Source organism: Filimonas zeae (assembly GCF_014641615.1).
Lineage (GTDB): Bacteria > Bacteroidota > Bacteroidia > Chitinophagales > Chitinophagaceae > Filimonas > Filimonas zeae.
In genome coordinates, this window is record NZ_BMIB01000006.1 from 85,593 (window position 1) to 110,640 (window position 25,048).

At 46.6% G+C, this 25,048-nt stretch carries 11 protein-coding genes; 6 read left to right on the plus strand and 5 right to left on the minus strand.

The window, feature by feature from the left end; all coding sequences use genetic code 11:
• The first annotated feature begins 15 nt into the window (after positions 1–15).
• From IEY13_RS26460 to IEY13_RS26475, 4 genes are all read left to right on the plus strand, one after another.
• Positions 16–645 (plus strand): GyrI-like domain-containing protein, encoded by a 630-nt coding sequence (locus IEY13_RS26460; RefSeq protein ID WP_188958150.1) that lies wholly within the window; start codon positions 16–18, stop codon positions 643–645.
• Between the two features lie 142 nt (positions 646–787).
• Positions 788–1,843, plus strand: coding sequence for a TlpA disulfide reductase family protein (locus IEY13_RS26465; RefSeq protein WP_188958152.1), 1,056 nt, complete (start codon positions 788–790; stop codon positions 1,841–1,843).
• 26 nt (positions 1,844–1,869) lie between these two features.
• Positions 1,870–2,415: a DNA-3-methyladenine glycosylase I gene (locus IEY13_RS26470; RefSeq protein WP_188958154.1), complete on the plus strand. Its 546-nt coding sequence runs from the start codon at positions 1,870–1,872 to the stop codon at positions 2,413–2,415.
• Between the two features lie 4 nt (positions 2,416–2,419).
• Positions 2,420–2,983, plus strand: a complete 564-nt coding sequence (locus IEY13_RS26475) for a hypothetical protein (RefSeq protein WP_188958156.1) — start codon at positions 2,420–2,422, stop codon at positions 2,981–2,983.
• 48 nt (positions 2,984–3,031) lie between these two features.
• Here the strand turns inward: IEY13_RS26475 and IEY13_RS26480 are convergent, their stop codons facing one another.
• Genes IEY13_RS26480 through IEY13_RS26490 form a run of 3 tightly spaced genes read right to left on the minus strand, consistent with a single transcriptional unit; the run spans position 3,032 to position 13,739 of the window.
• Positions 3,032–5,029 (minus strand): fibronectin type III domain-containing protein, encoded by a 1,998-nt coding sequence (locus IEY13_RS26480; RefSeq protein WP_188958159.1) that lies wholly within the window; start codon positions 5,027–5,029, stop codon positions 3,032–3,034.
• 3 nt (positions 5,030–5,032) lie between these two features.
• Positions 5,033–12,007 carry a peptidase associated/transthyretin-like domain-containing protein gene (locus tag IEY13_RS26485; RefSeq protein ID WP_188958161.1) on the minus strand — a complete coding sequence of 2,325 codons (6,975 nt, stop codon included), beginning with the start codon at positions 12,005–12,007 and terminating at the stop codon, positions 5,033–5,035.
• Between the two features lie 37 nt (positions 12,008–12,044).
• A complete protein-coding gene (locus IEY13_RS26490; protein ID WP_188958163.1) occupies positions 12,045–13,739 on the minus strand; it encodes a hypothetical protein in 1,695 nt (564 codons plus the stop codon).
• 95 nt (positions 13,740–13,834) lie between these two features.
• On the opposite strand from IEY13_RS26490, the gene IEY13_RS26495 reads away from it, so the two are divergent.
• Together IEY13_RS26495 and IEY13_RS26500 are read left to right on the plus strand one after the other, a co-directional pair.
• Positions 13,835–16,885 carry a sensor histidine kinase gene (locus tag IEY13_RS26495; RefSeq protein ID WP_188958165.1) on the plus strand — a complete coding sequence of 1,017 codons (3,051 nt, stop codon included), beginning with the start codon at positions 13,835–13,837 and terminating at the stop codon, positions 16,883–16,885.
• A 56-nt stretch (positions 16,886–16,941) separates the two neighbouring features.
• Entirely contained in the window at positions 16,942–17,583 is a 642-nt protein-coding gene (locus tag IEY13_RS26500) for a response regulator transcription factor (RefSeq protein WP_188958167.1), read from the plus strand.
• A 2-nt stretch (positions 17,584–17,585) separates the two neighbouring features.
• On the opposite strand, the gene IEY13_RS26505 is transcribed toward IEY13_RS26500, so the two are convergent.
• Positions 17,586–18,839: a sensor histidine kinase gene (locus IEY13_RS26505; protein ID WP_188958169.1), complete on the minus strand. Its 1,254-nt coding sequence runs from the start codon at positions 18,837–18,839 to the stop codon at positions 17,586–17,588.
• Positions 18,840–18,870: 31 nt separating this feature from the next.
• Positions 18,871–24,960 carry a HAMP domain-containing protein gene (locus IEY13_RS26510; RefSeq protein WP_229688030.1) on the minus strand — a complete coding sequence of 2,030 codons (6,090 nt, stop codon included), beginning with the start codon at positions 24,958–24,960 and terminating at the stop codon, positions 18,871–18,873.
• Positions 24,961–25,048 lie beyond the last annotated feature (88 nt).

Below are 25,048 nucleotides of genomic sequence, written 5' to 3' on the forward strand. Positions count from 1 at the left end.
TACAATCCCATTGTTATGGAAAAGCTGGATTTAACCAAACAGTACAAAAGCTATTATACGGCCGCCAGAAAGCCTGAACTGGTAAGCATACCACCTGCACAGTATATTGCTATCTGCGGCAAGGGCGATCCCTCTTCAACCGCCTTTGCAGCGCCCATAGAGGCATTGTACGCTACGGCCTATACCATCAAGTTTGTGTATAAGGCCAGGGGTAAAGATTTTACCGTACCCAGGCTGGAGGGGCTGTGGTGGTACAATGAAAAGAAATATCCCGGCGCTACTATATCCTCCGCGGCAACTGCTATTCCCCGGAGTGAATGGGAGTATCGCTTACTGATACGGTTGCCTGATTTTGTGCAGCAGTCAGCTGTAGCCGATGCCACAGCCGCAGTTTTACAAAAAAACAAAGCTGCACTGGCCGCACGGGTAACGTACTTTACTATGGAAGAGGGTAGCTGTGTGCAAATGCTGCATGTGGGGCCGTTTGCCAATGAGCCGGAGAGCCTGCAACAGATGGCAGATTATATGCAAACGCATCAGTTGGGCAGAAATGGGATGCATCATGAAATTTACCTGTCAGATTTTCGCAAAACAGCACCGGAAAAACTAAAAACCATCTTGCGCGAACCGGTTCGGAAGGGTTAGGCAACCTGCCAGAATGCTCTATCTGCTATTGGCATAGGGAAGGAATTGCAAAAAAGCTCCATAGAGACGTTTATTTATAACAATATTCATGATGCAAACTGCTGCTGGAGGCAGGTTTGTTATATTCGTACAAACAACCCATATGAGATTCCTGGTTTTTTCAATTAGTATATTGCTTACGCTTAGCCTTATTTCTTTCACATGCTATTCCCGTGGCTATACTATCAAAGGTTCTGTAAGCGGCCTCCGGGATAGCACGTGGCTCTATCTGCGTTGTGGCAAACCAGACACCCTCATCGATTCCTGTCGCATACTAAACGGCACCTTTCAATTTACTGGCAGCATTTCTGACACAGCAATACCAGTTTACCTTCATACTGCCTCATATTCAGATATGATTGCATTTTGGCTGGAAAATAGCGCTATGGACATAACCCTTCAGGCTGGTTCGTTCCGAACAGGAAAAATAAGTGGCTCGTTAACCCAGCAAGCAATAGATGAACTATCCAAACAGGTTATTGCCATAAGGTCACAAAAGGACAGTATTCACAAAGACAATAAGTTACCTGAAAAGAATTCAGAGCAGCAGGAAATGGAACTATACAAAGCATGGGTAAGATCGCATCCCCGCTCTCCCGTTTCTGTAAGCCTGTTAAGCGCCTATGGTAAACATTGGGGGATAGATACCACTAAAGCACTATTTGAAAATATTAGTCCTGAAATACAGCACACTGTGTTTGGCAAAGAGGTGAGCACCTATCTGTCACTCGCCAGAAACCTTGCTATTGGCAGCAAATATGAAGATTTTGAACAATCCAATACACAGGATAAACCTATAAAACTTTCACAGGTAAAGGCCAGGTATATATTGCTGGATTTCTGGGCCTCCTGGTGCATACCTTGCCGGCATGAAAACATTGGCCTCAAAAGAACATACGACGCATACAAAAACAAAGGATTTGCCATTCTGGGAGTATCGCTTGACAACAATAAGAAAGACTGGCTGGAAGCTATACAGAAAGATGAACTTGCATGGGAAAATGTATGCGACCTGAAAGGTTTTCAAAATCAGGTGGCGCTAATGTATAATGTTGACGCTATTCCAACAAACTTTCTGATAGACGAAAAAGGTATCATTATCGCGAAAAAGCTTCGTGGCAAAGCACTGGAAGATAAATTAAAAGAGCTGCTTCCGTAAGCAGCCGTATAAACAATACAAACAACATGTCGTACTGCAACGCAATAGAATATATGTCGGAGGAAAAGAAGGCGATACACAAACCTTATCACGACCTCCATTATGGCTTTCCCATTCATGATGACAACGAGCTGTTCGGCCGGTTGGTTATGGAGATTAATCAGGCCGGGTTGAGTTGGGAAACCATTTTAAAAAAGGAACAGGGGTTTCGTAAAGCCTATCACAACTTCAACATTAAAAAGGTAGCTGCTTATACAGAGGCAGACCGCGAGCGGCTGATGGCGGATGCAGGCATTATACGTAACCGGCTAAAGATTAATGCAGCTATAGAGAATGCCCAAACCATTCTGCAACTGCAAAAGGAGCATGGCTCTTTTGAAAACTGGATTAACCACCACCATCCTAAAAGCAAAGAAGAGTGGGTAAAGCTGTTTAAGAAAACATTCCGCTTTACAGGTGGGGAGATTGTGAATGAGTTTTTGATGAGTACGGGTTATCTGCCTGGTGCACACTCCAGCAGTTGTGCTATTTATAAGAAGATATTGAAGTCAAAACCTATGTGGAATAATTAATACCATGAAACACCTGTACCTGCTGGCTGCCTTATGTGCAGCCGGCCTTGCCTGTGGCACCAAACATTATCAGCAATCGCAATACCCTTTTCATAATCCGGCGTTTACGATGGATACACTGCACGGGCTTAAAACCAATGGCGTGTATGTACTTCGCAGCATACAATCTGGTGATAGTATACGCCAGGCTACCGTGCACCAGTTTTACCGTTTCTATGCCACCGGGCAAAGCAATCTTACGCTGGATAACCAGCACAGCATTACTACACCTGCCGGTTATGTAAACGCCGTACGTAAAGATGCTGCCTATACCGGCCACGGCACCCTGTTTGAAGGCTATTACCGCCAGCAGGGCGGGCGCATGGTAATACAGGAGGTAACAATGCCTTTGCGGCAGTTCAATTACAGGTATGGCTACACCAACCAGGATAGCCTGGTACTGGTGCGTTCTACTATTAAGGGGAAGGGACGTTTTACAGAAGACTACTTTCACAGCAACTATAAAGAAGTATACCTGTTTATGCCCTTACCTGCGCTGGCAACAGACAGTTACCGTCCGCACTGGTAAGTTTGTTGCGAAGCATGCCGGGGTTCACGGCATACCCGCAACACCTGTCTACTCATATACCACATAAGCGGTATTACTCGTTGCCAGCTGGCTGGCTTTCACATTATCGGATTGCAGATAATAGTAATAGGTGTTTCCTTTTTTTACACCGGCATCTTTAAACCGTAAATCGTTTACACGTACTGTGGCTATCTTTTCCGGTTCGCCCCCTTTGGCATAGCGGTATACCCCCAGCTGGCTTACGCGGGTATCTGTTACCTGCTCCCAGGTAAGCAGTACAGCGGCATCTTCCACAGTGGCAGCCACATCCGGCGGCAACAGTTGGCTGGCAGGCATATTCAGCACTTCTGTTATGGCTTGTGCGCTGGTATGGCCGTCATCATCGGCACACTCCATCGCATATATATAGCCTGTACCTTCTTCTACTGTGGTATCGGTAAAAGCGGTAAAGGCAGCAGGATAACGGGTGGCTACGGGGCGAAAGTCCTGTACCCCATCCCCTTTGCGGTAAATATTGTAGAAAGACAGGTTGGTGTTCAGCAATTTCATATCGTACCACAGCAGGCGGGCAGATTTGTTAGAGAGCAACACTTTTACATCGCGTGGCGTAGGTAAAATAACCGTGTTGCCTGCCTGTATTCCGGTTACATAAGCAGGTACAGAATGCTGGCTTACCTTGTTACTGAGGTTTTCGCTGGCTACGCTATATACATACAACAACGATGGCTGCAATGTACGGGATGAGTCTATAAAGGTATTGATAGAATCAGCCACAGGAAGCAGTGTACTGATGCGCTCAAAATTTTCAGCATCTCCTGTTTTACGGTACACATAGTAACCGCTTACAACACCGGTATCAGGTGGGTTTTCCCAGGTAACCTGAATACCAGCGGGTGTACGTACTGCCTGTACAAATCGGGCGGGCGCATCGTTCAGCGTGTCCTGTAACAGACCAAAGGTTTTTACACTGCGGGCGCTGTTACGGCCCATCTTGTCTGTCATTTGCAGGTAGTAATAGTATTTTCTGCCCGGTACAATTCTAAAGTCAGCAAACAGGGTATCTTCCGGTGTAGCAATGCCTACCTCTTCATATCCTTCATCAAACGATAAGCTGCGCATAATATGTACGCTGCCTATATAGTCCTGATCCGGCAACAGAAAGCGTACCTCTATTGCTTTCTTCGCTATGTTTTCATCGGCCCGTACATACTGCGGGGTAAGCAGTTGCTGCGGATTCATACAGGTGGCAGGAACGGTATCAGATACTATATTACCTCCCCCGCCAAACAGGTTTACAGGGGTAATATAATAGCGGTACATTTCGCTGAACAGTACTTTGGTATCATGTACTATATATACGGTGGTATCGCCACGCTGCTGTGCACCGGCAAATACATCTATGCGCTCAAAAGCAGTATCGTTGCCGGAGGCGCGGTATACCAGAAATTTATCTGAGGGTATAATGCCGGTGCTATACCACTGCAACAGAATGGCATCACGCTCTGTCTGCCTTTGCAGCAGGCGCGGAGCAGGTGCCTGTATTACTGCCGGGTAGCTTACCCAGTTACCGGTACGCCTGTTTGCCTCCGCTTCTGCCTCGCCCTGTTTCTGCACACGGTACTGATAGGTTTTACCTGCTACTACAGAAGTATCGGCCAGTACAATACCAAAGGCCATCTGGCCGGGTATATAACTTACTTCGTTTAACAGCGAATCGAAGGTTTGGTAAAGCTGCCATCTACGCCAGGCTTCACCGGCATCAAAGCGCATATCATACTCCGGAAACAACTGGCGGGCCTCTTCATATCGGTCCATTACATCTGCTGCATTGCTGATAGCGGTGTAGGTGCGCACAGTTGTCCACATTTCACTGCCACCATGTTCACGCCTTTGCAGCAGCAGATTTGTTTTCAGCGTATCGGGCAGCAGGCTGCTGTATACAAACACAGCACCTTTACCGGCAAAAGAGTTATCATCGTTCTGTTGTGCAGCTGCATCAAAGGTGGCAGCAAGCAATATCAGTATACATATATATCGGATACACATAAGTTATAAGTTAGGAACAGGAATGGTAGCACTATATGGCTTATCTAACAGGTTTACGTAAATAACAGCCTGGTCTGGCGTTACTGCACCTTTATTTTTGGTAATGGTAATACCACCAGATACCGACATGGTTTTTCCAATACCTTTTTTATGGCAACCGGGTGGCACGGTAACACCCCACACTTTTACCGAGTTACAGCTGGAGTTACAAACCCCTGCGCCTACATAGGCAGATCCGCCCAGCTGCGCACCCATTTCTACATTCACGTCAATCTTACTATCGGTAAGCAGCGCTACAGGGTTGGTAACATATTGGGTAGCACCTTTCAAAGCAGGCAGTTCCAGATGCAGGTTACCCTGGGCATTTATCTCTGCCGCCAGCGATACGCCCGCACAGGCTATGCCTATACTGGCACCTCCGTTTACATTTACGTAAGCACCTACCTTTAAACCTCCATCCACAATAGGGGCAGTTTCATCAAAGTTCAACCCGGCATAGGCATTACCATATATGCCATATCCCACGTGCACATTGGCCACACCAATATCTATATCCAACGTGGGTAATGGCAGCTTCAGATCTACTGCGGCTACAAACAGGGCTCCTTTAATAGCAGAGAATTTAGAACTGAAATCATTAGGTAGTATACCATTGTGAAATACCGGCTGAATAATCTGTAGTTTCTGCGGGGTGATAGAAGTACTTCCCAGACAGAAGGCGGCACCTGCCCCATTCAATGGCAAAGGCACAATTTTCAGTTTGTTAATACTTACAGAGCCCAGCATGTACCATTCACCACCACCCAGCTGCATTTCTACCGCTGCATCAAAATCAGCAGCAGGCGTTTTCATATCCGTAAGCTGTAAAGAACCTACTACGGCTTTCTTATCAAAATCGTAGGTAAGGTTAAACGCACTGTTGGGCAGATAAGGGAAAGGCATATTCTTTACCCCCAGTTCTGTTTTGTTTGCAACCAGATCGCCTTTTACCTCAAAGCCCATATGGGTAGGTTTGTCCTCCGCCATACCTTCGGCCAGCACATCGCCTTCAAACTTAAAGTTGAGCCAGGTTTGCCCTATCAGCGACATCATGCCTGTAATTCGCTTCATCTGCTGACTGCCTCCCAGCGATATCACATCTTTACGCGTGGTATCTACCACTATGCGGGTATAGTTATTCTTTTTGGAAAATATTACATTCAGCGCGTAGGGCGAATTACTTACTTTATCGCGCAGCACACCTTTCAGCTGTAACATACCCCCGGTAAATATCTGGTCTGCCGTAGAAAACTCGGTACGTATGCCGTTGGTGGTAAGCCGCAGGCCCGCAATGGGCGAATGCTTATGAATCAGCTTACCGGCACTGTCAGTATAATTAAGGCTGTAAGGCGCACTTTCCGTTCCGGTAAAGCCCGGAATAGAGAAGCTTAAAGCACCATTCACTTTCAGGAAGTCTTTACCATTTTCCACCTCAAAAGGCACAAAGCCGGCAAAGCCATTGAGTGTAACCGAAGGATGGTTTTGTTTAAGAATGATACGCGATTCACCACCCTTGCTGTAAAGTGATATGTTCATAATGTGCAGCTTATCGCTGGCAGCCATATCATGTAAGCCCGTTAATTGCGTAAGTGCGTCATTAGCGTTCTTAGGCAGCAGCGAAAGAGACCAGCAACCATACTTTTTATCGTACAGTGTGCCATATTGTGCTGCTTTATCATAACCAAAAGACACCATGGTTTGCGATTGTACAATATTTAGCTTGTACACCCCGGCTATAGCAATCTTATCCAGTTTTAAGTCGCCAAAGCCGATGGACGTTTCGCCTATCACCAATCCTTTTGCAGGTACTGTAATAGAGCCTGCTTCAATATCGCCATCCAGCTCCAGTGCACCGTTGTTTATGCTCCACTTTTTGCTTTTAATATTCCAGTCATCCAGCGGAATAGTAATATCGCTGTTACCCTCCACAGGCGCCATTGCCTGGCTTGTTACCTTCACCTCCCCAATGCCCAGTTTAATATCCGGGGTGGTTACGTTTTCCAGCCGGGTATGTATGGTAGAAAACAAGTGCAGCCCATCTTTATCTACATAGCTTTTAGCATACGTATCTGTTTTGTAAATTTTGTTAAGGCAGTACCGCAGCGTACCTTCTTTGTTTTTAAAGCTGTAATAACCGGTAATGCTGCCAGCCATATCTGCATGCGACACAAATACCGGTATTGAGTTTTCTACCGGTACGTTTATCAGAAAGTCGGAAGATTTAGGGTCTACCAGTTTAGTCATACCCATACCACCGCCGGCCTGTTCAGCACTGGCCAACGCATTCAGCGATACGGAGCCCTGCCATTGTACGTTAGCCGCTACGCTACCGCTCTTCATGGTAACGGTACCGGTTACTATACCCTTGTCGGTACTTTTGTTATAAGAAGTAATCTTAACCCCGGCCTGGTATCCTTTCAGGCGGGCATCATACATACCAAACAGCTTCACAGGCACATCGTCATTATCCACTTCTACTTCCCCGCTTGCAGTGGCCAAAGGCATGCTGCCTTTATTTCTGGTTTTAGACAGTTTGATTTTTGAAAAATGGAGATAGGTTTCTTTACCATTAAATGCTTTATTGGCTGGTACACTGATGCGGCCGGTAAGGTAGCTGGTAATACCATTGGTTACAAACCCTTCCACTTCCAGCGGAAAGCCATATAACTGTGTAAGATCAAAATCTTTATTTTCCGTAAGGGTAAAGTCAATCTGTTTTACCCCCACCACCTGTAAGTTTTGCGAACTGTTGCCATGCGCACCGGCAGCCCAGTTGTTGTTGCCGCTTAAATTATTACTATAGTTGCCGGTAGCAGAATAGTTGCCTTGCCCAATATTAACATTAGCAGTGGTTCCACCACCTGAGCCGGAACTGGTGGGCGTGCTGGTATTATCCAGCTTTACTGCCTGGCCCTGGCCTATTACATTAGAGCCGGGCTTCACGGCCATTACAGTAACAGTGGCATTGTTCTGCGGTGCTCCATCCAGTTTGTAATTACCGGAAGCATCAGTGTATACCGCGGGCAGGTTACCCAGTTCTTTTATATACACTTTCGCATCCTTCAACGGCTGCCCGTTCAGCACTACCTTACCTTGTATGGTAACAGCCGGCTCCAGGTACACCATCAGGTCTTTAGGAATATCATCATTGGAGTTGTTATTTACCCAAAGCGTTTTGGTGGCATATCCGGCACTGGTAATCTGTACGCGGTAAGATGATTGTGCAGAAACAAAAGAAAATTCCTTACAATGATCTTTCTTTAACAGCACCGGATAAATAGCCGGGTTTACCGCGTCTGCTACATCCATAATAGTAACTGTGCCAGGTAATCCTTTTTTAGTTTTAGCATCAAGCAGGCATACGCTGATGCGGTTGCGGCGTGAATACAACTCAAAGTCGGGCAATGTTTGCGAAGGCCCCGATACCTGCTGGGTTTTATCGGCCGGAGCCTTTACCTTATGCTGAAAGGTTTGGGTGCGGTAATGCACATTATCATCTGGTATTACGGTAAAAGTAACATTGCCATAAGGTGTGGTAAGGTCTACCCCGGTGGTAAACAGTGTTGTTTTTTTAGTAGTGAAATTGTAGTTATACAGCACCTTCTGTTCTGCCCAGCTAAACTGATCGCCCACTACAATATTAGCAGCAACCGGCTCACCCGTTTCTGCATCTTTTACGGTAGTATGCACTATCTGCGGCGGAAGCAGAAAACCTTTAACCGTTTCTTTTACACCTGCAACCATAGGTTTGCCTGCATTTATCACCTCATAGTTACTTACAAAACCATCTTTAAAAAAGGCCAGCAGCTTCCATCCTTTGTATTTACCCTGCACGGTAGGATCGCCAAAATAAAAGCGCCCATCACTACCGGTGGTCTGCGTTTCCTGTATCTGTAGTTTATTCTCAAAGCCCTTCATCCATAAAGCCATTTCTACCCCATAGTCTTCAATAGTTTTTTCTATGCTTTCAGCAGTAAGCGAGGTGCTTACATTGTATATACGCACCTTCACACCGGGCAGCGCATTGGTGCTGGTGTTGGTTTGCGGGTATACACCGCCTTCTATAAATGGCGCCAATGGCTTAGCCTCAAACGTATTCGCATATTCTCTGGCCTTCTTACGCACGTCGGCATTGAATACAAAGGCCGCTTTGTTATAGTAATTCGTCCACGATGCTTTCTGAAAAGTACCTATCCCTGCTTTCAATCCGTATTGGGTAGAGTAATTCTGTACAGAGGTGATACCCGATTCGGAGTATATATAATACTGGTCATCGGCATTGTTAAAGTCTTTCGCTACCAGGTTACTGAACATAACTTTACCATCCGAACCTGCCTGCCCGTAGCCAATTACATTGTACCATGTATTATCAGCATCTTTTATCTTCTCCTGCGGCAGGTTTTTCTTTACGCCTTCATCGGCAGGCACACCCCACGACTTTGGATTTACCGAAGCTTTACGGCACAGGAATACCCGTTGACCGGCAAGTGGCTCTATTAAACCATTATTGGCATTTTTACCGGATATAATAGCAGTATAGCTATAGTCTTTTACCTGCGCCACCAGCTCACCTAAGTTATAGGTATTGCCCGCCTGCAAACGGAAAGCATTGTCAGGACTACCATAATAAGGATTGTTTACTGTAATAATCTGATCAAGCCCCAGCAACAAAGCATTACCCGTTGAATAATCATTATAGTTAAGCATACCAGCATTCAACTCAAAGTATCCACTGCTGCTGGTGGTAGTAGTGGCATATACCCGATTGTGGCCATACTTATTTTCATAATCGTATAGCTTACTGCCCTTGTCGTTCTGCCAAAGCACAGATTGAAAGCTCACCTTTACATTGGCCAGCGGTGTAAGGTTACCACCCTTAAACTGGTATTTCATTACCCCTTTTACTTTTATAGATACATAAGCAGGCTTCATGCTCACTTTCTGCGGGGTGTTGTTTACTACATAAATAGGCCGGTATTCCGCAACATTGGCGTAAGGCTGAAAACCAAACTCCTGCGGCGTAAAATAAACCGATGAGCCTTTGTACTCAGCGTAGATATAATAGTTTTCGTTACTACCCAGGTTGTTAACAAGGTTATAGAACTCTGCATTTGCCTGGAAGTTGTTAGGATTGGTAAGGCTGGATATCTGGTGCGTAATAACGGTGCGTTTGGCTACGATATAATATTTACTTCCTTGCAGAAAGGCTGGCTTTATATCGGACTGTGAGGCAAACCCTACCTGACCGCTGTTATCCCCCTCTGTAGCAGGTACCCTTTTGGTATAAGAAGATTGTGTTGGCAGCGGGGTTCCTTTACGCAGAATGTATACATCCACCATGTTATCCGCCTTGTTTTCTACACTCACCTGCTGGCTTTTACCCTGGTCTGTAGAAAACTCTTTATTCCGGTTAATGTTTACCTGCAATACGTAATTATCTATAAACACTTTAGAAAAACCGAGGTTTACAAAAGATCCGTTTTCATCATCTGGCGCGTAAGCATACACAAAGGGATCGGTGTAGTGTTTGTTTTTAACGTTTACATAGTAACAATAGATCATGGCAGTGCCATCAGAAAATGCATCTGATATATAACACCTTTTAAAAGTAGTTGTATTAAAAGCGTAACCGCCGGAATTATCGGTAGTAGTAGTAGCAATTACCTCACCCAGTCCGTTGGATGAAAGGCCTGCCGGCTGAATGCCGGGCATAAGCATAGGCGCACCTGAAACAGGCACACTGTCTATTTGCAAAAAGGTTAGCCGGGCCGAATCTCTGCCCGAATAATTTATTGTAACACCGGTGGGCAGGCTCATGTTTTTCAGCGCCTCGCGGCTTACCGTTTGTGTCACCACTTTCTTCTGAATATTCATTTTCACCTTACAAAGGCCATAACACAATTGCAGCTGCTCATTTGCTAATGGTATGGAATCAGTTTTGATGCCCTTGAAAGAAGCAGGTAGTGTACCATTGTTACTGCGATACCTGTAATGCAACACACCGCTGACAGATACGGCATTGCCCTTTGCCACACGTGCCGGTTCGGGCGCAGCTCTTTCATCCCGCGCTCTTGCCAGCAACTCTGTACGGCCATACTTAAATACTGCCGCTGCACTTATGCCTTCGTTTTTAAAATTGGTTTTACCCGTAGGGTCAGAAGCTACTACGCGCCAGGCGTAATAGCTACCTTTTTTCAGGGCCAGATTGCCTACGTTGTACACATAAGAAGTGGTTCTTAGTTTTTGTGACAAAAGTGGAAACGTAGCACTGATAAGTACCTGATTAGGATTGGCGTTACGCGCAGGCATCTCCTGTATCTGCAAGGTGTACTCCGTTCCGGGCGGCACTGCGCCGGGGTTCATCCAGCTAAAGATTACGGTTTGAGGGGTAGCTGCATTTACACTATCGCCCGGCAGCGGACTAACCAGTACCGGAGGCTCGGGGTAGGTAATGGCCAGCAGGGCGCAACCGGTGGGCGCACCGGCAGATAGTGGCCGGCCTGAGTTATAATCCAGTGCCTGCACACAAAGGTTGTAATTGCCTTCGGGCAAACGCAGCGTACGGGCCAGCGTATTTCTGTCAATACCCGTTACATCAAAATTGTTGAGATCAAATATTTCGCTCAGGGCTGTTCCATTCAATTGGCGAATCTGCCGGGGTGCCAGCGTAATCATCTGCGACGAAACAAAGCCTGGCCTGGAACGGATAGCCACACCATTATCGCCTACCGCAGAGCCCGCCAGCCTAACCTGAAGTGTTCCGGTAGTAGTGTTCTGCAACGTGAGAAATATTTTATTGGCATCCCGCGAGGTATAGTTGGAGAGATAGGGGGAATAGGGCGGTGTTACGCCGATAGTAACATTTACCTGCGCAACCGGCTGCTGTAATATACCCAGCAGGCATAACAGCAATGCAATGATGTATTTAGTGTATCCCATAAACTATTGTTATAAAGAGCTGTGTGGTAACAGCCGCTTAAAATGTATATGCGTATGTGAAATTGGTTCTGAATTCTTTAAATGAGGGCGACTGCTGCTCATCGTCTGATATGCTTTGCAAATAACCCAACGTAGCATTCAGCGCGTTTCTTTTACTTACCCGTACCGATCCTGTAAAGGTTCCGCTGATGTAGCGGCCTGCCTTTGTATCATTATTCGTTTGCAGCTGATAACTCCAGTTGGTATTCAGCGTAATACGCGATTGCCATAGCTGTTTATCCAACCCCACAGAAGGGCCATGTATTACCGCGTGCAAAAACGGTGCATCTGCCACTGTGTAATTGTACGAGGCGGAAACATTGAAGCCCGATTTAAGGAACGCTCCCTGCCAGGAAAGATTACCGGTTTTGCTGTTGGTTTCTGTGCCTCCGGCGGTAGACTTATTCAGATCAACCAAAGCCTGATAATTACCAACCAGTATAAAACTCTGTTGCAGCTGCTCATTAGCCAGCGTATACCGCAGCATCGCATTTACATTGTGGTTGGTGCGCGATACACGCAGGGTGTCTATTACCGGGTTTAGTCCCCTGTCCTGGCTAATGCCGTAGTTGCTATACTGCACACTGGCACCAAACGCCTGCTCATTAAACGCTACGTTTACATTACCAATGGTTTTGTTACTGCGGAAGCTTTTGTCTTTTAGTATATTATCATGCTGCCAGCCAATGCTGCCATTGACTATCAGGCGGCGCCTCATAAAATAAAAAGAGGGTATAAGGGTATAGTTCTCCACGTCTGTTTCAAAGTAGTAAGCTCCCATAGACTGAAAGTTGGGATCTACCCTTTTATACTGCACCCGTATATTGAATGCCTGCGCTTCGTAACCCAGTGAGGCCTGGCCGGCAGTAAGCGCCTGCGAAGAGGCGTTTATCTTCACCAGGCGATTCAGTACGCCCGCATCTTTTAACAGCTCATTAGAAAAGGTATCAGCCCCCTGGTCTCTGGTGTAAAGGCTGCCCGCCACATCACTTTCTATTACAATGTGCTTAAACAGTTTATACTTTAATGAAACGCCGAATACCGCATTTTCTGCGGGGGTAATATTATACAGGGCATCGGGGCGGCGGATGGAGTTGCTGTCATCCTTAGCGCGCATGTAAATAAAATCAACGTGGTTATCCTCTGTACCGTATCCTATTTTAGCCGCGTATCCGGTACGTTTATAGGCTGGTATTTGTGAAAAGTAACTGGTACTTTTGGTAGAATCTGCTTCAATGGCTTTATTAAAACGGCCGTAGACGAACCCCAGCCTCAGTTTGCCGGGATTCATTTCTACTCCGCCACCTAAAAATACTGCTCCCCCAAGCGTATAAGGCGAAAAAGTAACAGAGCGCCATCCACCATGAACGGTAAGCCATTTATACCGCGGACTGGCGCCATATTGGTTAAAAGGTTGTGTAAAACCCCGCTGCTGATCGGATACTACAATACCTACCGGAAAGCTGATACCATATACAGATACCACGGGTGAACCACTTACAAGATAAGAAAAGCTTCTGGCGCGTGAGGGTACCCCGCTAACGTTGTAGGTTCCTATACCCACACCAATAGTACCGGAAACAGAAAAGGGCTTCTGCTTCTTTAGTGCTGCCATATCCTGGGCAGAAGCAATCATTACAGGCAGGTATACAAAAGCCAGCAGCAGCGTGGCTTTGTATATCAATTTACGCATAAGAATAATTTTGGCACAGGTGAAAATACTTTCATAAGTACCACAAAAGTGTTTACATTCATTCTACAGACGAATACCCAAAAAGGGTTACCTGTATGTACAAGGCACTGCCATATATATTATTTATTGCATCTCTATTAGCAACCCAAACTGCTAATACACAAACTATTTCATCACTCACCAACAACTTTCAGTTTGATGCTTATACTACGGATAACGGGTTAACAGACAACTTTATCAGTAAGGTAATTACCGACCGGCGGGGCTTTTTATGGATAGCTACCAAAAACGGCCTCAGCCGCTATGATGGTTATAACTTTAAAAATTATACGCATATACCGGGCGATACCAGCAGCCTGCGCAGTATCTGGATTACCGATCTGCTGCTGGATAGTGCGGGCACCCTCTGGATATCTACTGAAGGGGGGCTGTGCTATTATGATGCTTTATACGACCGCTTTCATTATATCAACGGTACTGATAATATGCATGTACTGTACCGTGCGCCGTTATGCCAGGGCAGCGATGCCTATACTTTATGGCTGGCTGCGGAGGATGGCCTTTTCCGCATTGATACCCGAACCAAAACTTACACGCACATGCTGAAGGAGCATATACCCGATCCGCAGTGTATTGTGTATGATAAAAACCGGCTGCTTACCGGTACCCGCACCAATGGTATTTACGCCTTTGAAGCTGGCAGCAAACAGTTACAGAAGCTTGCCATACCCACCTTACCTGCGGATGCCCAAACAATTGACCTGTATAAAGACGACGATGGCACCATATACGCAGGCACCAATGTAGGTCTGCTTTCTATACGAGACACCAGTTACCGGTTGTTTAACAAAGGCACGCCGGAGTTGCAGCACCTGGACTTTGATGATATTATGTGCATATCCAGCTTTCCACGGCTTACCGGCCCCGGACGGTTAATATGCGGCACCTACGACAATAAAGTACTGGTATTTGATAAACAGCAGCAGCAGTTTATTTACTCCTGGCAAAACCGCAACTCCAAGCTGAGCAATATGCCACGCGGCATCTTCTCCTGCTTATTTCTGATGGATCATATTTTATGGATTGGTACCGACCATGGCCTGTTTAAGCTGAACATGAACATGCAGGATATTGTATCGGAGAATATTCCGCAGATTATGTTTGGCGACAATATTGTACTGGTAAAAAAGATTTATCAGGACCCGCATAACAAACAACATCTCTGGCTTACGTTGGACAAGCCGGTAGGTGGCATCGCTGTATACAATACCACACAGCGCCGGGTAACCCAATGGCTGCAAACACTACCCAAAGGTGAAAGTCCGGAAGCCTGCGTGGTATATCAGGATCTGCAACCAGACAAGCAGGGCTACCTATGGGCTATAGCAGAAAAGGAGATACACCAATACCAGCTGACCAGCTTTCAGCGCACTGCACATACCCCACCACGCACCTGTTATTCCGCCTCAGTAGATCATCAGCAGAATTTATGGATTGGTACCGACCGGGGACTAATGTATTACAATACCCACACCCGGCAGTTTACACCGTATGATTATTCCTTTAACGGTACCTCTATAGAAAACAGCTCGCTGTGGCTCTCTTTTCCGGTACAGGATATCCTGCACGATCAGCAGCACACCGTATGGCTTACCTGTATTAAATACGGCCTGTTTAGTTTTAATACCCAGTCCTGCACCTATACGCCCCATCGCCAACCCTTTACCAGCTGTTACGATACCCGCAACCGCTGCTCCTCACTCAGCTTCGACCAGCAGGGCAATATATGGGTAGGTACTATGGCCGGGCTTACACAGTACCTGCCGCAGCGTGATAGCTTTATCAACTTTAACCGCACGCATGGCCTGCAATCAACCTACGTATATTCAGTAAAAGCCGATACCAACCAGTGCATATGGGGCAGGGGCAATACCGGGGTGTTTTATTATGATATGCAGCAACATAAATTCACCAACTACCTCTTACCCGCCTCGCAAAGCAGCGCATTTTTTCTGCAACGCATATCCGCAGTATCCGATAAAATGCTGGCAGGGTACGAAGGTGGCTATAACATATTTGCATTGAACAACCGCAATCCGGTAAAGGAAACACCACCAGACCCTTATATTGCCCGGTGTTATGTAATGAATGCACCTTTTTATTATAACAGCGATAGTATTCTGTTGCAGCCACCCTCCTTCGATTATCACCAGACGCTTTTCCGGTTTGACTTCAGTGCGGTTAATTTTAACGACAATAACAATATTACTTTTCTGTATAAACTGCAAGGGCTGGATAAAGACTGGCAGCGCAGCTCCGGCCCTTCCAACGCCAGCTACAGCAACCTTAAACCGGGGCAGTACCTGTTTCTGGTAAAAACGCGCAACAGCAATGGCATAGAAAGCGGTGTGGCGGGTTTTCTGTTTGCCATTCAAACCCCTTTCTGGCAAACAGGGTGGTTTTATACACTGATAGGGCTTGCTATAGTGGGTGTTTTTTACGTATTCTATCGCACGCGCATTAACCGGCTTACCGCTTTATACCAGCTGCGGTCTAAAATAAGCAAAGACCTGCATGATGATATTGGTGCCGCTTTAAGCAGCATTAGTATTATGAGTGCAGTGGCGCAGAAGAAAATAGATAGCCAGCCAGAAGAGGCCAAACATGTAGCCACCCGTATAGAAAGCACCAGCCGTAACATGGTAGGCGCTATCAGCGATATGGTATGGAGCATTAACCCCGATATTGACACGCTGGAACAGATTATAGTAAGGCTGCGTGAGTATATGAGCAATATGTTTGATGATACACGTACGCAGTATCTGCTGCATTGTACCCCTCAGTTACTGGCCCGTAAAATAAGCATGGAATTGCGCAAGGACATTTACCTCATCAGCAAGGAGATTATCAACAACACCGTAAAATATGCTGATGCAGAACACTTCTCTCTTCACTTTTCTATGGAAAAGAACTGCCTGGTAATTGCTTCGGAAGATGACGGAGTGGGCTTTAACCAGGAGCATGCCCGTAAAGGCAACGGCCTGTATAATATTACCGAAAGAGCACGCAAACAAAAAGGAAAAGCAGTAATAACTACAGACGACAGCGGCACCCGCTGGTTGATTAAAATGGATATAGGCCGGTAAGCTAACCCGAATAGGGTATTGAGTTTTCAGAAGCGCAATCTTATATTTGAAACAGCATGAATTCCATCAAAGTATTAATATTTGAAGACAACCCGCTGATGCAGGAGTCGTTGAGTGATCTGTTACAGTTGCAACCTGATTTTGAAGTGGCGGGGGTTTATTCCAATGCGCGGCATATATGCAGGCTGTACGATCAGCACCGGCCGGATATTATTCTTTCAGATATAGACATGCCCGAAGTAAACGGACTGGAAGGCATCAGCGAACTGAAGAAAACACACCCACAGGCCAAAACACTGATATTAACCGTTTTTGACACCAACGATAGTATACTTAACGCCATTTGCCTGGGTGCCGATGGTTATCTGCTCAAAAGCACACCGCCTGAAAAAATAGTAGAAAGCATTAAAGATGTATTGGAAGGCGGTTGCCCGCTAACACCTTCGGTAGCCAAAAAGATACTCACGCATTTTCCCAAATCGCGTTTTATTGCTCCTAAACAGGAAGAAAGCTTAAGCGAGAAAGAAAAGGAGGTACTGGATTACCTGGTAAAGGGTTACAGTTATAAAATGATAGCTGCCGCTTTAAATAAAAGCGTAGAAACCATACGGGTACAGATTAAAAGCATATACCGCAAGCTGCATGTAAACTCCAATGCCGAAGCCATTATAAAAGCCATGAACGGCTACGGCAAATAAGTTTATATAGCGGCAGCCATTTCATCATCATATCCACCCGCCTGCTTTTCGGGTATGCTTACCACAAAAGTAGCACCGCTGTCCGGCACACCAGAGGCAGAGATAAAGCCATTGTGCTGTTCCATAATTTTTTTACAGATAGACAGGCCTATGCCGGTACCCTCTATTTCATGATAGCTGTGCAGGCGTTTAAACACTACAAAAATATCTTCGTTGTACTGCTCTTCAAACCCGATACCGTTGTCAATTACAAATACCCGGTAATAGTTGTTATCCTGCATGGCAGACTGCTCTGCATAAATCTTTATTTCAGGCACGCTGTTGCGCTTTCTGAACTTGATGGCATTGCTGATGAGGTTAGAAAACACCTGCCGCATAAGGCCCGGAATTACAAATACAGAAGGCAGGGGGTGCAGGTGTATTTTTGCACCGGATTGTTGCACAGCTATTTCCATTTCCGCAATGGCTTCTTTTACTATTACGTTCAGGTCGGCCATCATAAAATCCCCACCCTGTAAAGAGTGGCGGGAAAACCGCAACAGATCGTTCACCAGCTGCTGCATACGAATGGTGGCATTCATAATTTTAGTTACATACTTATCCACCTCCGCTTCCTGGCTTTTGCGCTGTGCAATCATATCACTGAATACACGAATCTTACGCAGGGGTTCCTGCAAATCGTGTGAGGCGATGTAAGCAAAGCGATCCAGCTCTTCATTCACTGCTTTCAGGTGGCTGTTGTTCTGCACCAGTAACCGGTTAAGATCGCGCACCTTCTGTTCGCTGGCCTGCCTTTCTTCAATCTCCTTCTGCAGGGAGGCATTGATGGTAAGCAGCTTGGTTTCCTGCGCCAGTAACGATTGGGTTTTCTGGTATAATTCCACAAACAACCCCACTTTAACCCGCAACAGTTCGGGGTTAATGGGTTTGTAAATAAAATCTACCGCACCCACCTTATAGCCTTTAAAAATGGCTTCATCTTCACTATGCGCGGTAATGAATATGATAGGCACATTCTTCAGCTTCTCCCGCTCATAAATTAACGAAGCCGTTTCAAAACCATTCATATCCGGCATCTGCACATCCATCAGTATCAGCGAGAAGTCGTACTCCTTCAGCAATATCTTCAGGGCAGCCCTGCCAGAGTTGGCTTTTACTATATGGTAATCTTCTTTCTCCAGTATGGTTTCGATAGACAGGAGGTTATCCGGTCTATCGTCTACCACTAATATTTTTATAAGATCTTTTTCCGGCACTGTGTATTTTTTATAGGAAACTGGAATGCAACTACCTGTACAACCACACTCTCATCAGCGACAACAGTTGATCTATTTTTAAAGGTTTGGTAATATAGTCAGAAGCGCCGGCTTCCAGGCATTTCTCCCGGTCGCCCTTCATGGCTTTGGCCGTTACAGCTATAATAGGCAAGGCACTGTTCTTATGCTCCCTCCGTATCTTCTGCATGGTTTCGTACCCATCCATTTCCGGCATCATAATATCCATCAGCACAATATCAATATGGTTATTCTCATCCAGAATATTCATCGCTTCTTTACCACTCTCTGCCGTAATGGTGTTAATCTGGTAGCGCTCAAATGCCGTGGTTAAAGCAAACAGATTACGCACATCATCATCTACTACCAGTACATTCTTATGAATCAGTACATCTTTCTGCGAGCGCAGGTCTTCAATCAGCTTACGCTTCTCCGGCAACAGCGCCTGATGGTTCAGGTGCAGCTGCATTACGGTTTCTTCCAGTAGCAGATCCAGAGAATTAACGCCCTTAAGCAGTATTTTATTGGCGTACTGCTTTAGTTTCGACTTTTCTTTGTTGGTAAAGTCTTTGGCAGAATACACAATAACCGGTGTAGCGTTGTAACGGTTAATGGTTTGCATGTTGGCCACAAACTCTGCCCCCTCAATATCCGGCAGCATAAAGTCGGCTATAATGCAATCAAACGCCTGCTCTTCCAGTTTCTCTAACGCCATCTTCCCATTCTCAGCAAAGGCAATCTGTATCAGATCTCCATTATCCAGTATGCGCGCAATCTGAGAAGCATCCGGCTCATTATCTTCCACTACCAGAACACGCTTTTGTTTACGTACATGGTGCTCAATAATGCTGGAGAACAATACAGTAAGCGCTTCGGAGGTAAGCGGTTTCAGGTTAAAGCTGCGTGCGCCGCGGTGCATAGCCAGCAGGCGGTTTTCTTCACCGGAAATAAGGTGAATAGGAATATGACGCAGGTTAATATCATTCTTAAACAAGTCCAGCACACGCCAGCCACTGGCATCGGGCAGTTTTACATCCAGGGTAACGGCAATAGGGTTAAACTTATTGGTAAGATCGAACACCTCGCCAAAACTGGTGGCCACCACTACCTTCAGGCCCATTTCATGCGCTTTCTCCTGCATAATTTTGGCAAAACGCACATCATCTTCCACTATCAGCACCACTTTATCATTCTCCGATATATGCGTTCTGTCGTCACCTATTTCGTTTATTATTTCACTCAACCCTTCCAGGTCTTTGCTATCTGCTACCTTAACAGTAGGTACCGATTGTATTACTTCCACATCGGTAAACCCTTCATCTAACTGATACTGGCTTACGGTAAGGCTGCTTTGTTTTTCTTTGCGAATGTTGGCAGGGTTATAATGCAACGGCAGGAACAGGGTAAACACGCTACCATTGCCGGTTTCGCTTTCCAGCTCAATAGAACCGCCCAGCAGATCGGCCAGGCCACGGCTGATGGATAAGCCTAAGCCCGTACCACCATATTTACGGCTGGTAGAACCTTCTGCCTGCTGAAAGGCTTCGAATATAATGTTTTGCTTGTCTTTAGAAATACCAATACCCGTATCGCGTATTTCAAAAGCCACTACACGATCTGCACTATCCAGGCTGTGGTTAGAGAGGCGCCAGTTGCGCTTAGATTCATAAATACGTAAACGCACTTCTCCTTTCTCAGTAAACTTAAAGGCGTTAGACAACAGGTTTTTCAATATCTGGTTCAAACGCTGTACGTCTGTTTCCAGTGCCTGGGGCAGCTGATCATCTACATCAATACCAAAGCGCAGGTTTTTGCTTTCTGAGATATGTTTAAAGGTGGTTTCCACAAAACCAATCACTTCACTAAAGCGCACTTTAATAAAGTCGGTAGATACATAGCCGGATTCAATTTTAGATAAGTCCAGAATATCATTAATCAGCTGAATAAGGTCATCACCACAGCTGTGAATGGTTTTGGCATAACGCACCTGCTTTTCATTCAGGTTACCATCCGGGTTTTCGTACAACTGCTGGGCAAGTATCAGCAAGCTGTTCAGCGGTGTACGTAACTCGTGCGACATGTTGGCAAGGAACTCAGATTTGTACTTGGAAGTAAGCTGTAACTGCTCCGCTTTTTCTTCCAGCGATTTTCTGGCTTCTTCCACTTCCTTGTTCTTGCCTTCCACCTCATCTTTTTGTTTCACCAGCAGGTGGGCTTTATCCTGTAATTCCTCGTTGGTTCTTCTTAACTCATCTGCCAGCGATTGCGATTGCTCCAGCAGATGCTCTGTACGGGAGTTGGCTTCGATGGTGTTTAATACAATACCAATACTTTCTGTTAACTGGCTCAGGAAATCGAGGTGCGTTTGGCTGAACGAATCGAAGGAAGCCAGCTCAATTACGGCCTTAATCTGTGTTTCAAACAATACCGGCAGTACAATCAGATTCAATGGCGGCGCCGCGCCTAAACCAGAGTTGATTTTAATATAATCAGAAGGCACATTGGTTAACAATATCCGTTCTTTATCTATAGCCACCTGGCCCACCAGGCCCTGGCCCAATGCAAACTCACGTTTCAGGCTCACTTCATCACCATAAGCATAAGCAGCAAACAGTTTCAGTTTGGCTTCGCTGTAGTCTTCTTCCTGCTCCAGAATATAGAACATACCTTTTTGTGCGTTTACCACCTGCGCCAGTTCTGACAGAATACGGCGTGTTACCGCGTTCAGGTCTTTCTGTCCCTGTAACATTTGTGTAAACTGCGCCAGGTTCGATTTCAGCCAATCCTGTTCCTGGTTACGCAGGGTAGTTTGCTTCAGGTTGGCAATCATCTGGTTAATGGTATCTTTCAGCTGCTCCACCTCACCTTTCGCTTCTACGCGAATCATCTGGGTAAGATCACCTTTTGTTACCGCCGAAGCCACCGCAGATATCGCACGCACCTGCGTGGTAAGGTTTTCCGCCAGCTGGTTTACGTTCTCCGTCAGGTTTTTCCAGATGCCCGATGCACCTGGTACGCTCGCCTGGCCGCCCAGTCTGCCTTCCACACCCACTTCACGGGCCACGGTAGTTACCTGGTCGGCAAACAACGCCAGCGTATCAATCATTTCATTAATGGTTTCCGTTAACTGTGCCACCTCACCGCGCGATACAATGGAGAGCTTTTGTTTCAGATTACCGGTGGCCACCGCGGTTACCACCTTGGCAATGCCCCTTACCTGGTTGGTAAGGTTACTGGCCATCATGTTTACAGAATCGGTAAGGTCTTTCCAGGTACCACCCACACCCTGCACTTCTGCCTGGCCGCCCAGCTTACCTTCCGTGCCTACTTCACGCGCCACACGCGTTACCTCAAAGGCAAAGGAGTTCAGCTGATCCACCATGGTGTTAATGGTATTCTTCAGATCAAGAATTTCTCCTTTTACATCTATCGTTACTTTCTTACTTAAGTCACCCGAAGCCACCGCTTTGGTTACCTCGGCAATGTTACGCACCTGCGAGGTAAGGTTACCCGTCATCTGGTTTACAGAATCGGTAAGGTCTTTCCAGGTACCGGCCACACCAGGCACAAACGCCTGGCCACCCAGTTTACCATCCGTACCCACCTCACGCGCCACACGCGTTACTTCCGATGCAAACGCCCGCAGCTGATCCACCATCGTGTTCAGCGTTTCTTTCAGCTGCAATATCTCTCCACGCACATCCACCGTAATCTTACGGCTCATATCACCATTCGCTACCGCAATGGCCACATCAGCAATGTTACGTACCTGGGCAGTAAGGTTACCCGCCATCTGGTTTACAGAGTCGGTAAGGTCTTTCCAGGTACCGCCTACACCCGGCACGTTGGCCTGGCCACCCAGTTTACCTTCCGTACCCACCTCACGCGCCACACGCGTTACTTCCGATGCAAAGGCGCGCAGCTGTTCCACCATGGTGTTAATGGTATTCTTCAGCTCCAGAATTTCGCCTTTCACATCCACTTCAATTTTACGGCTCAGGTCACCATTCGCCACCGCTGTGGTTACCTCCGCAATGTTACGCACCTGCGAGGTAAGGTTACTCGCCATGATGTTTACAGAATCGGTAAGGTCTTTCCATAAACCTTCCACACCCGGCACATCTGCCTGGCCACCCAGCTTACCTTCCGAGCCCACTTCACGCGCCACACGAAACACTTCCGATCCAAACGCATTCAGCTGATCCACCATCGTGTTAATGGTATTCTTCAGTTCCAGAATCTCGCCTTTTACATCCACCGTAATCTTACGGCTCAGGTCACCCTTCGCCACCGCGGTGGTTACCTCGGCAATGTTACGCACCTGGGCAGTAAGGTTACTACCCATCTGGTTTACCGATTCGGTAAGGTCTTTCCAGGTACCGCCCACACCCTGCACTTTTGCCTGGCCGCCCAGCTTACCTTCTGTACCTACTTCCAGCGCCACACGCGTTACTTCCGATGCAAAAGAGTTCAGCTGATCCACCATGGTGTTAATGGTTTTCTTCAGCTCCAATATTTCTCCTTTCACATCCACAGTAATCTTACGGCTCAGGTCACCATTGGCCACCGCCGTGGTTACCTCGGCAATGTTACGCACCTGGCCTGTAAGGTTACTGGCCATTTTATTTACAGAATCTGTTAAGTCTTTCCACGTACCGGCCACACCTTTTACTTCCGCCTGGCCACCCAGCTTACCTTCCGTACCCACTTCCAGTGCCACACGCGTTACTTCCGATGCAAAGGAGTTCAGCTGATCCACCATCGTGTTGATGGTCTTTTTCAACTCCAGAATTTCCCCGGCCACATCCACCGTAATCTTTTTGGATAAGTCACCATTGGCCACCGCCGTGGTTACATCGGCAATGTTACGCACCTGTGCAGTAAGGTTACCCGCCATCTGGTTCACAGAGTCGGTAAGATCTTTCCATACACCACCTACCCCTTTTACCGTTGCCTGGCCACCCAGCTTACCTTCCGAACCCACTTCCCGTGCTACACGCGTAACCTCGGCAGAGAAGGAGTTGAGCTGATCCACCATGGTGTTAATGGTATTCTTCAGTTCCAGAATTTCCCCTTTTACATCCACGGTAATCTTACGGCTTAAATCGCCCCGGGCTACCGCTGTGGTTACCTCGGCAATGTTCCGCACCTGGCCGGTAAGGTTACTGGCCATTTTATTTACAGAATCTGTTAAGTCTTTCCAGGTACCGGCTACCCCTTTTACTTCGGCCTGGCCGCCCAGCTTACCATCCGTACCCACTTCACGCGCCACACGCGTTACTTCTGAAGAGAAGGAGTTGAGCTGATCCACCATCGTATTGATGGTATCTTTCAGCTCCAGAATTTCACCCTGTACGTCCACTGTAATTTTCTTGGACAAATCGCCCTTGGCCACGGCCGTAGTTACATCGGCAATGTTACGCACCTGGGCAGTAAGGTTACCGGCCATCTGGTTTACAGAGTCGGTAAGGTCTTTCCACACACCCGCTACATCTTTTACCTTGGCCTGGCCACCCAGCTTACCTTCCGAGCCTACTTCCCGCGCCACACGCGTAACCTCTCTGGAAAACAGGTTCAGCTGTTTTACCATTTCATTCACCTCGGTGGCAATACGGGCAAACTCGCCCTGCAACACGTGGTCTTCAATCTGCAAGGGCATTTCCTGCGATAGGTTGCCTTTTGCCACAGAACTGATTACGTGTGCTATTTCAATGGTAGGATGTACCAGATCGGATATTAATGTATTAATGGCACCCACCGCCACATTCCAGGAGCCGCGGGCAGAGCGGGGCATTTCAACCCGGTGATTCAGCTTACCCTGCTTACCAATGGTATTGCGTGCAATCATCAGTTCCTCTACCAGCAACTCGTTCAGCGCAATAATTTCATTAACTGTATCACATATTTTACCGCTGAGGCCAATATTGCTGCCTGGCATTCTTGCACTGAAGTTGCCATTTTTTACTTCCAGCAATACCTGCAATAATTCATTGGTATCCAATTCATCGGACAAAGGTTTTCGAACGGCATCATTTTGCGGAATAATTTCCACAGAATCTGAGGCAGAAGCAGTCTTGGCCGCTCGCTTTTTGGGGGCAGTCATGAAAGGTATTAGAGTTTAAACTTGATAAAAAGAATAAAAAAATCTGTTCCGGTTGCAGAATAGGCTTGCTTTGATATGAAACCAAATA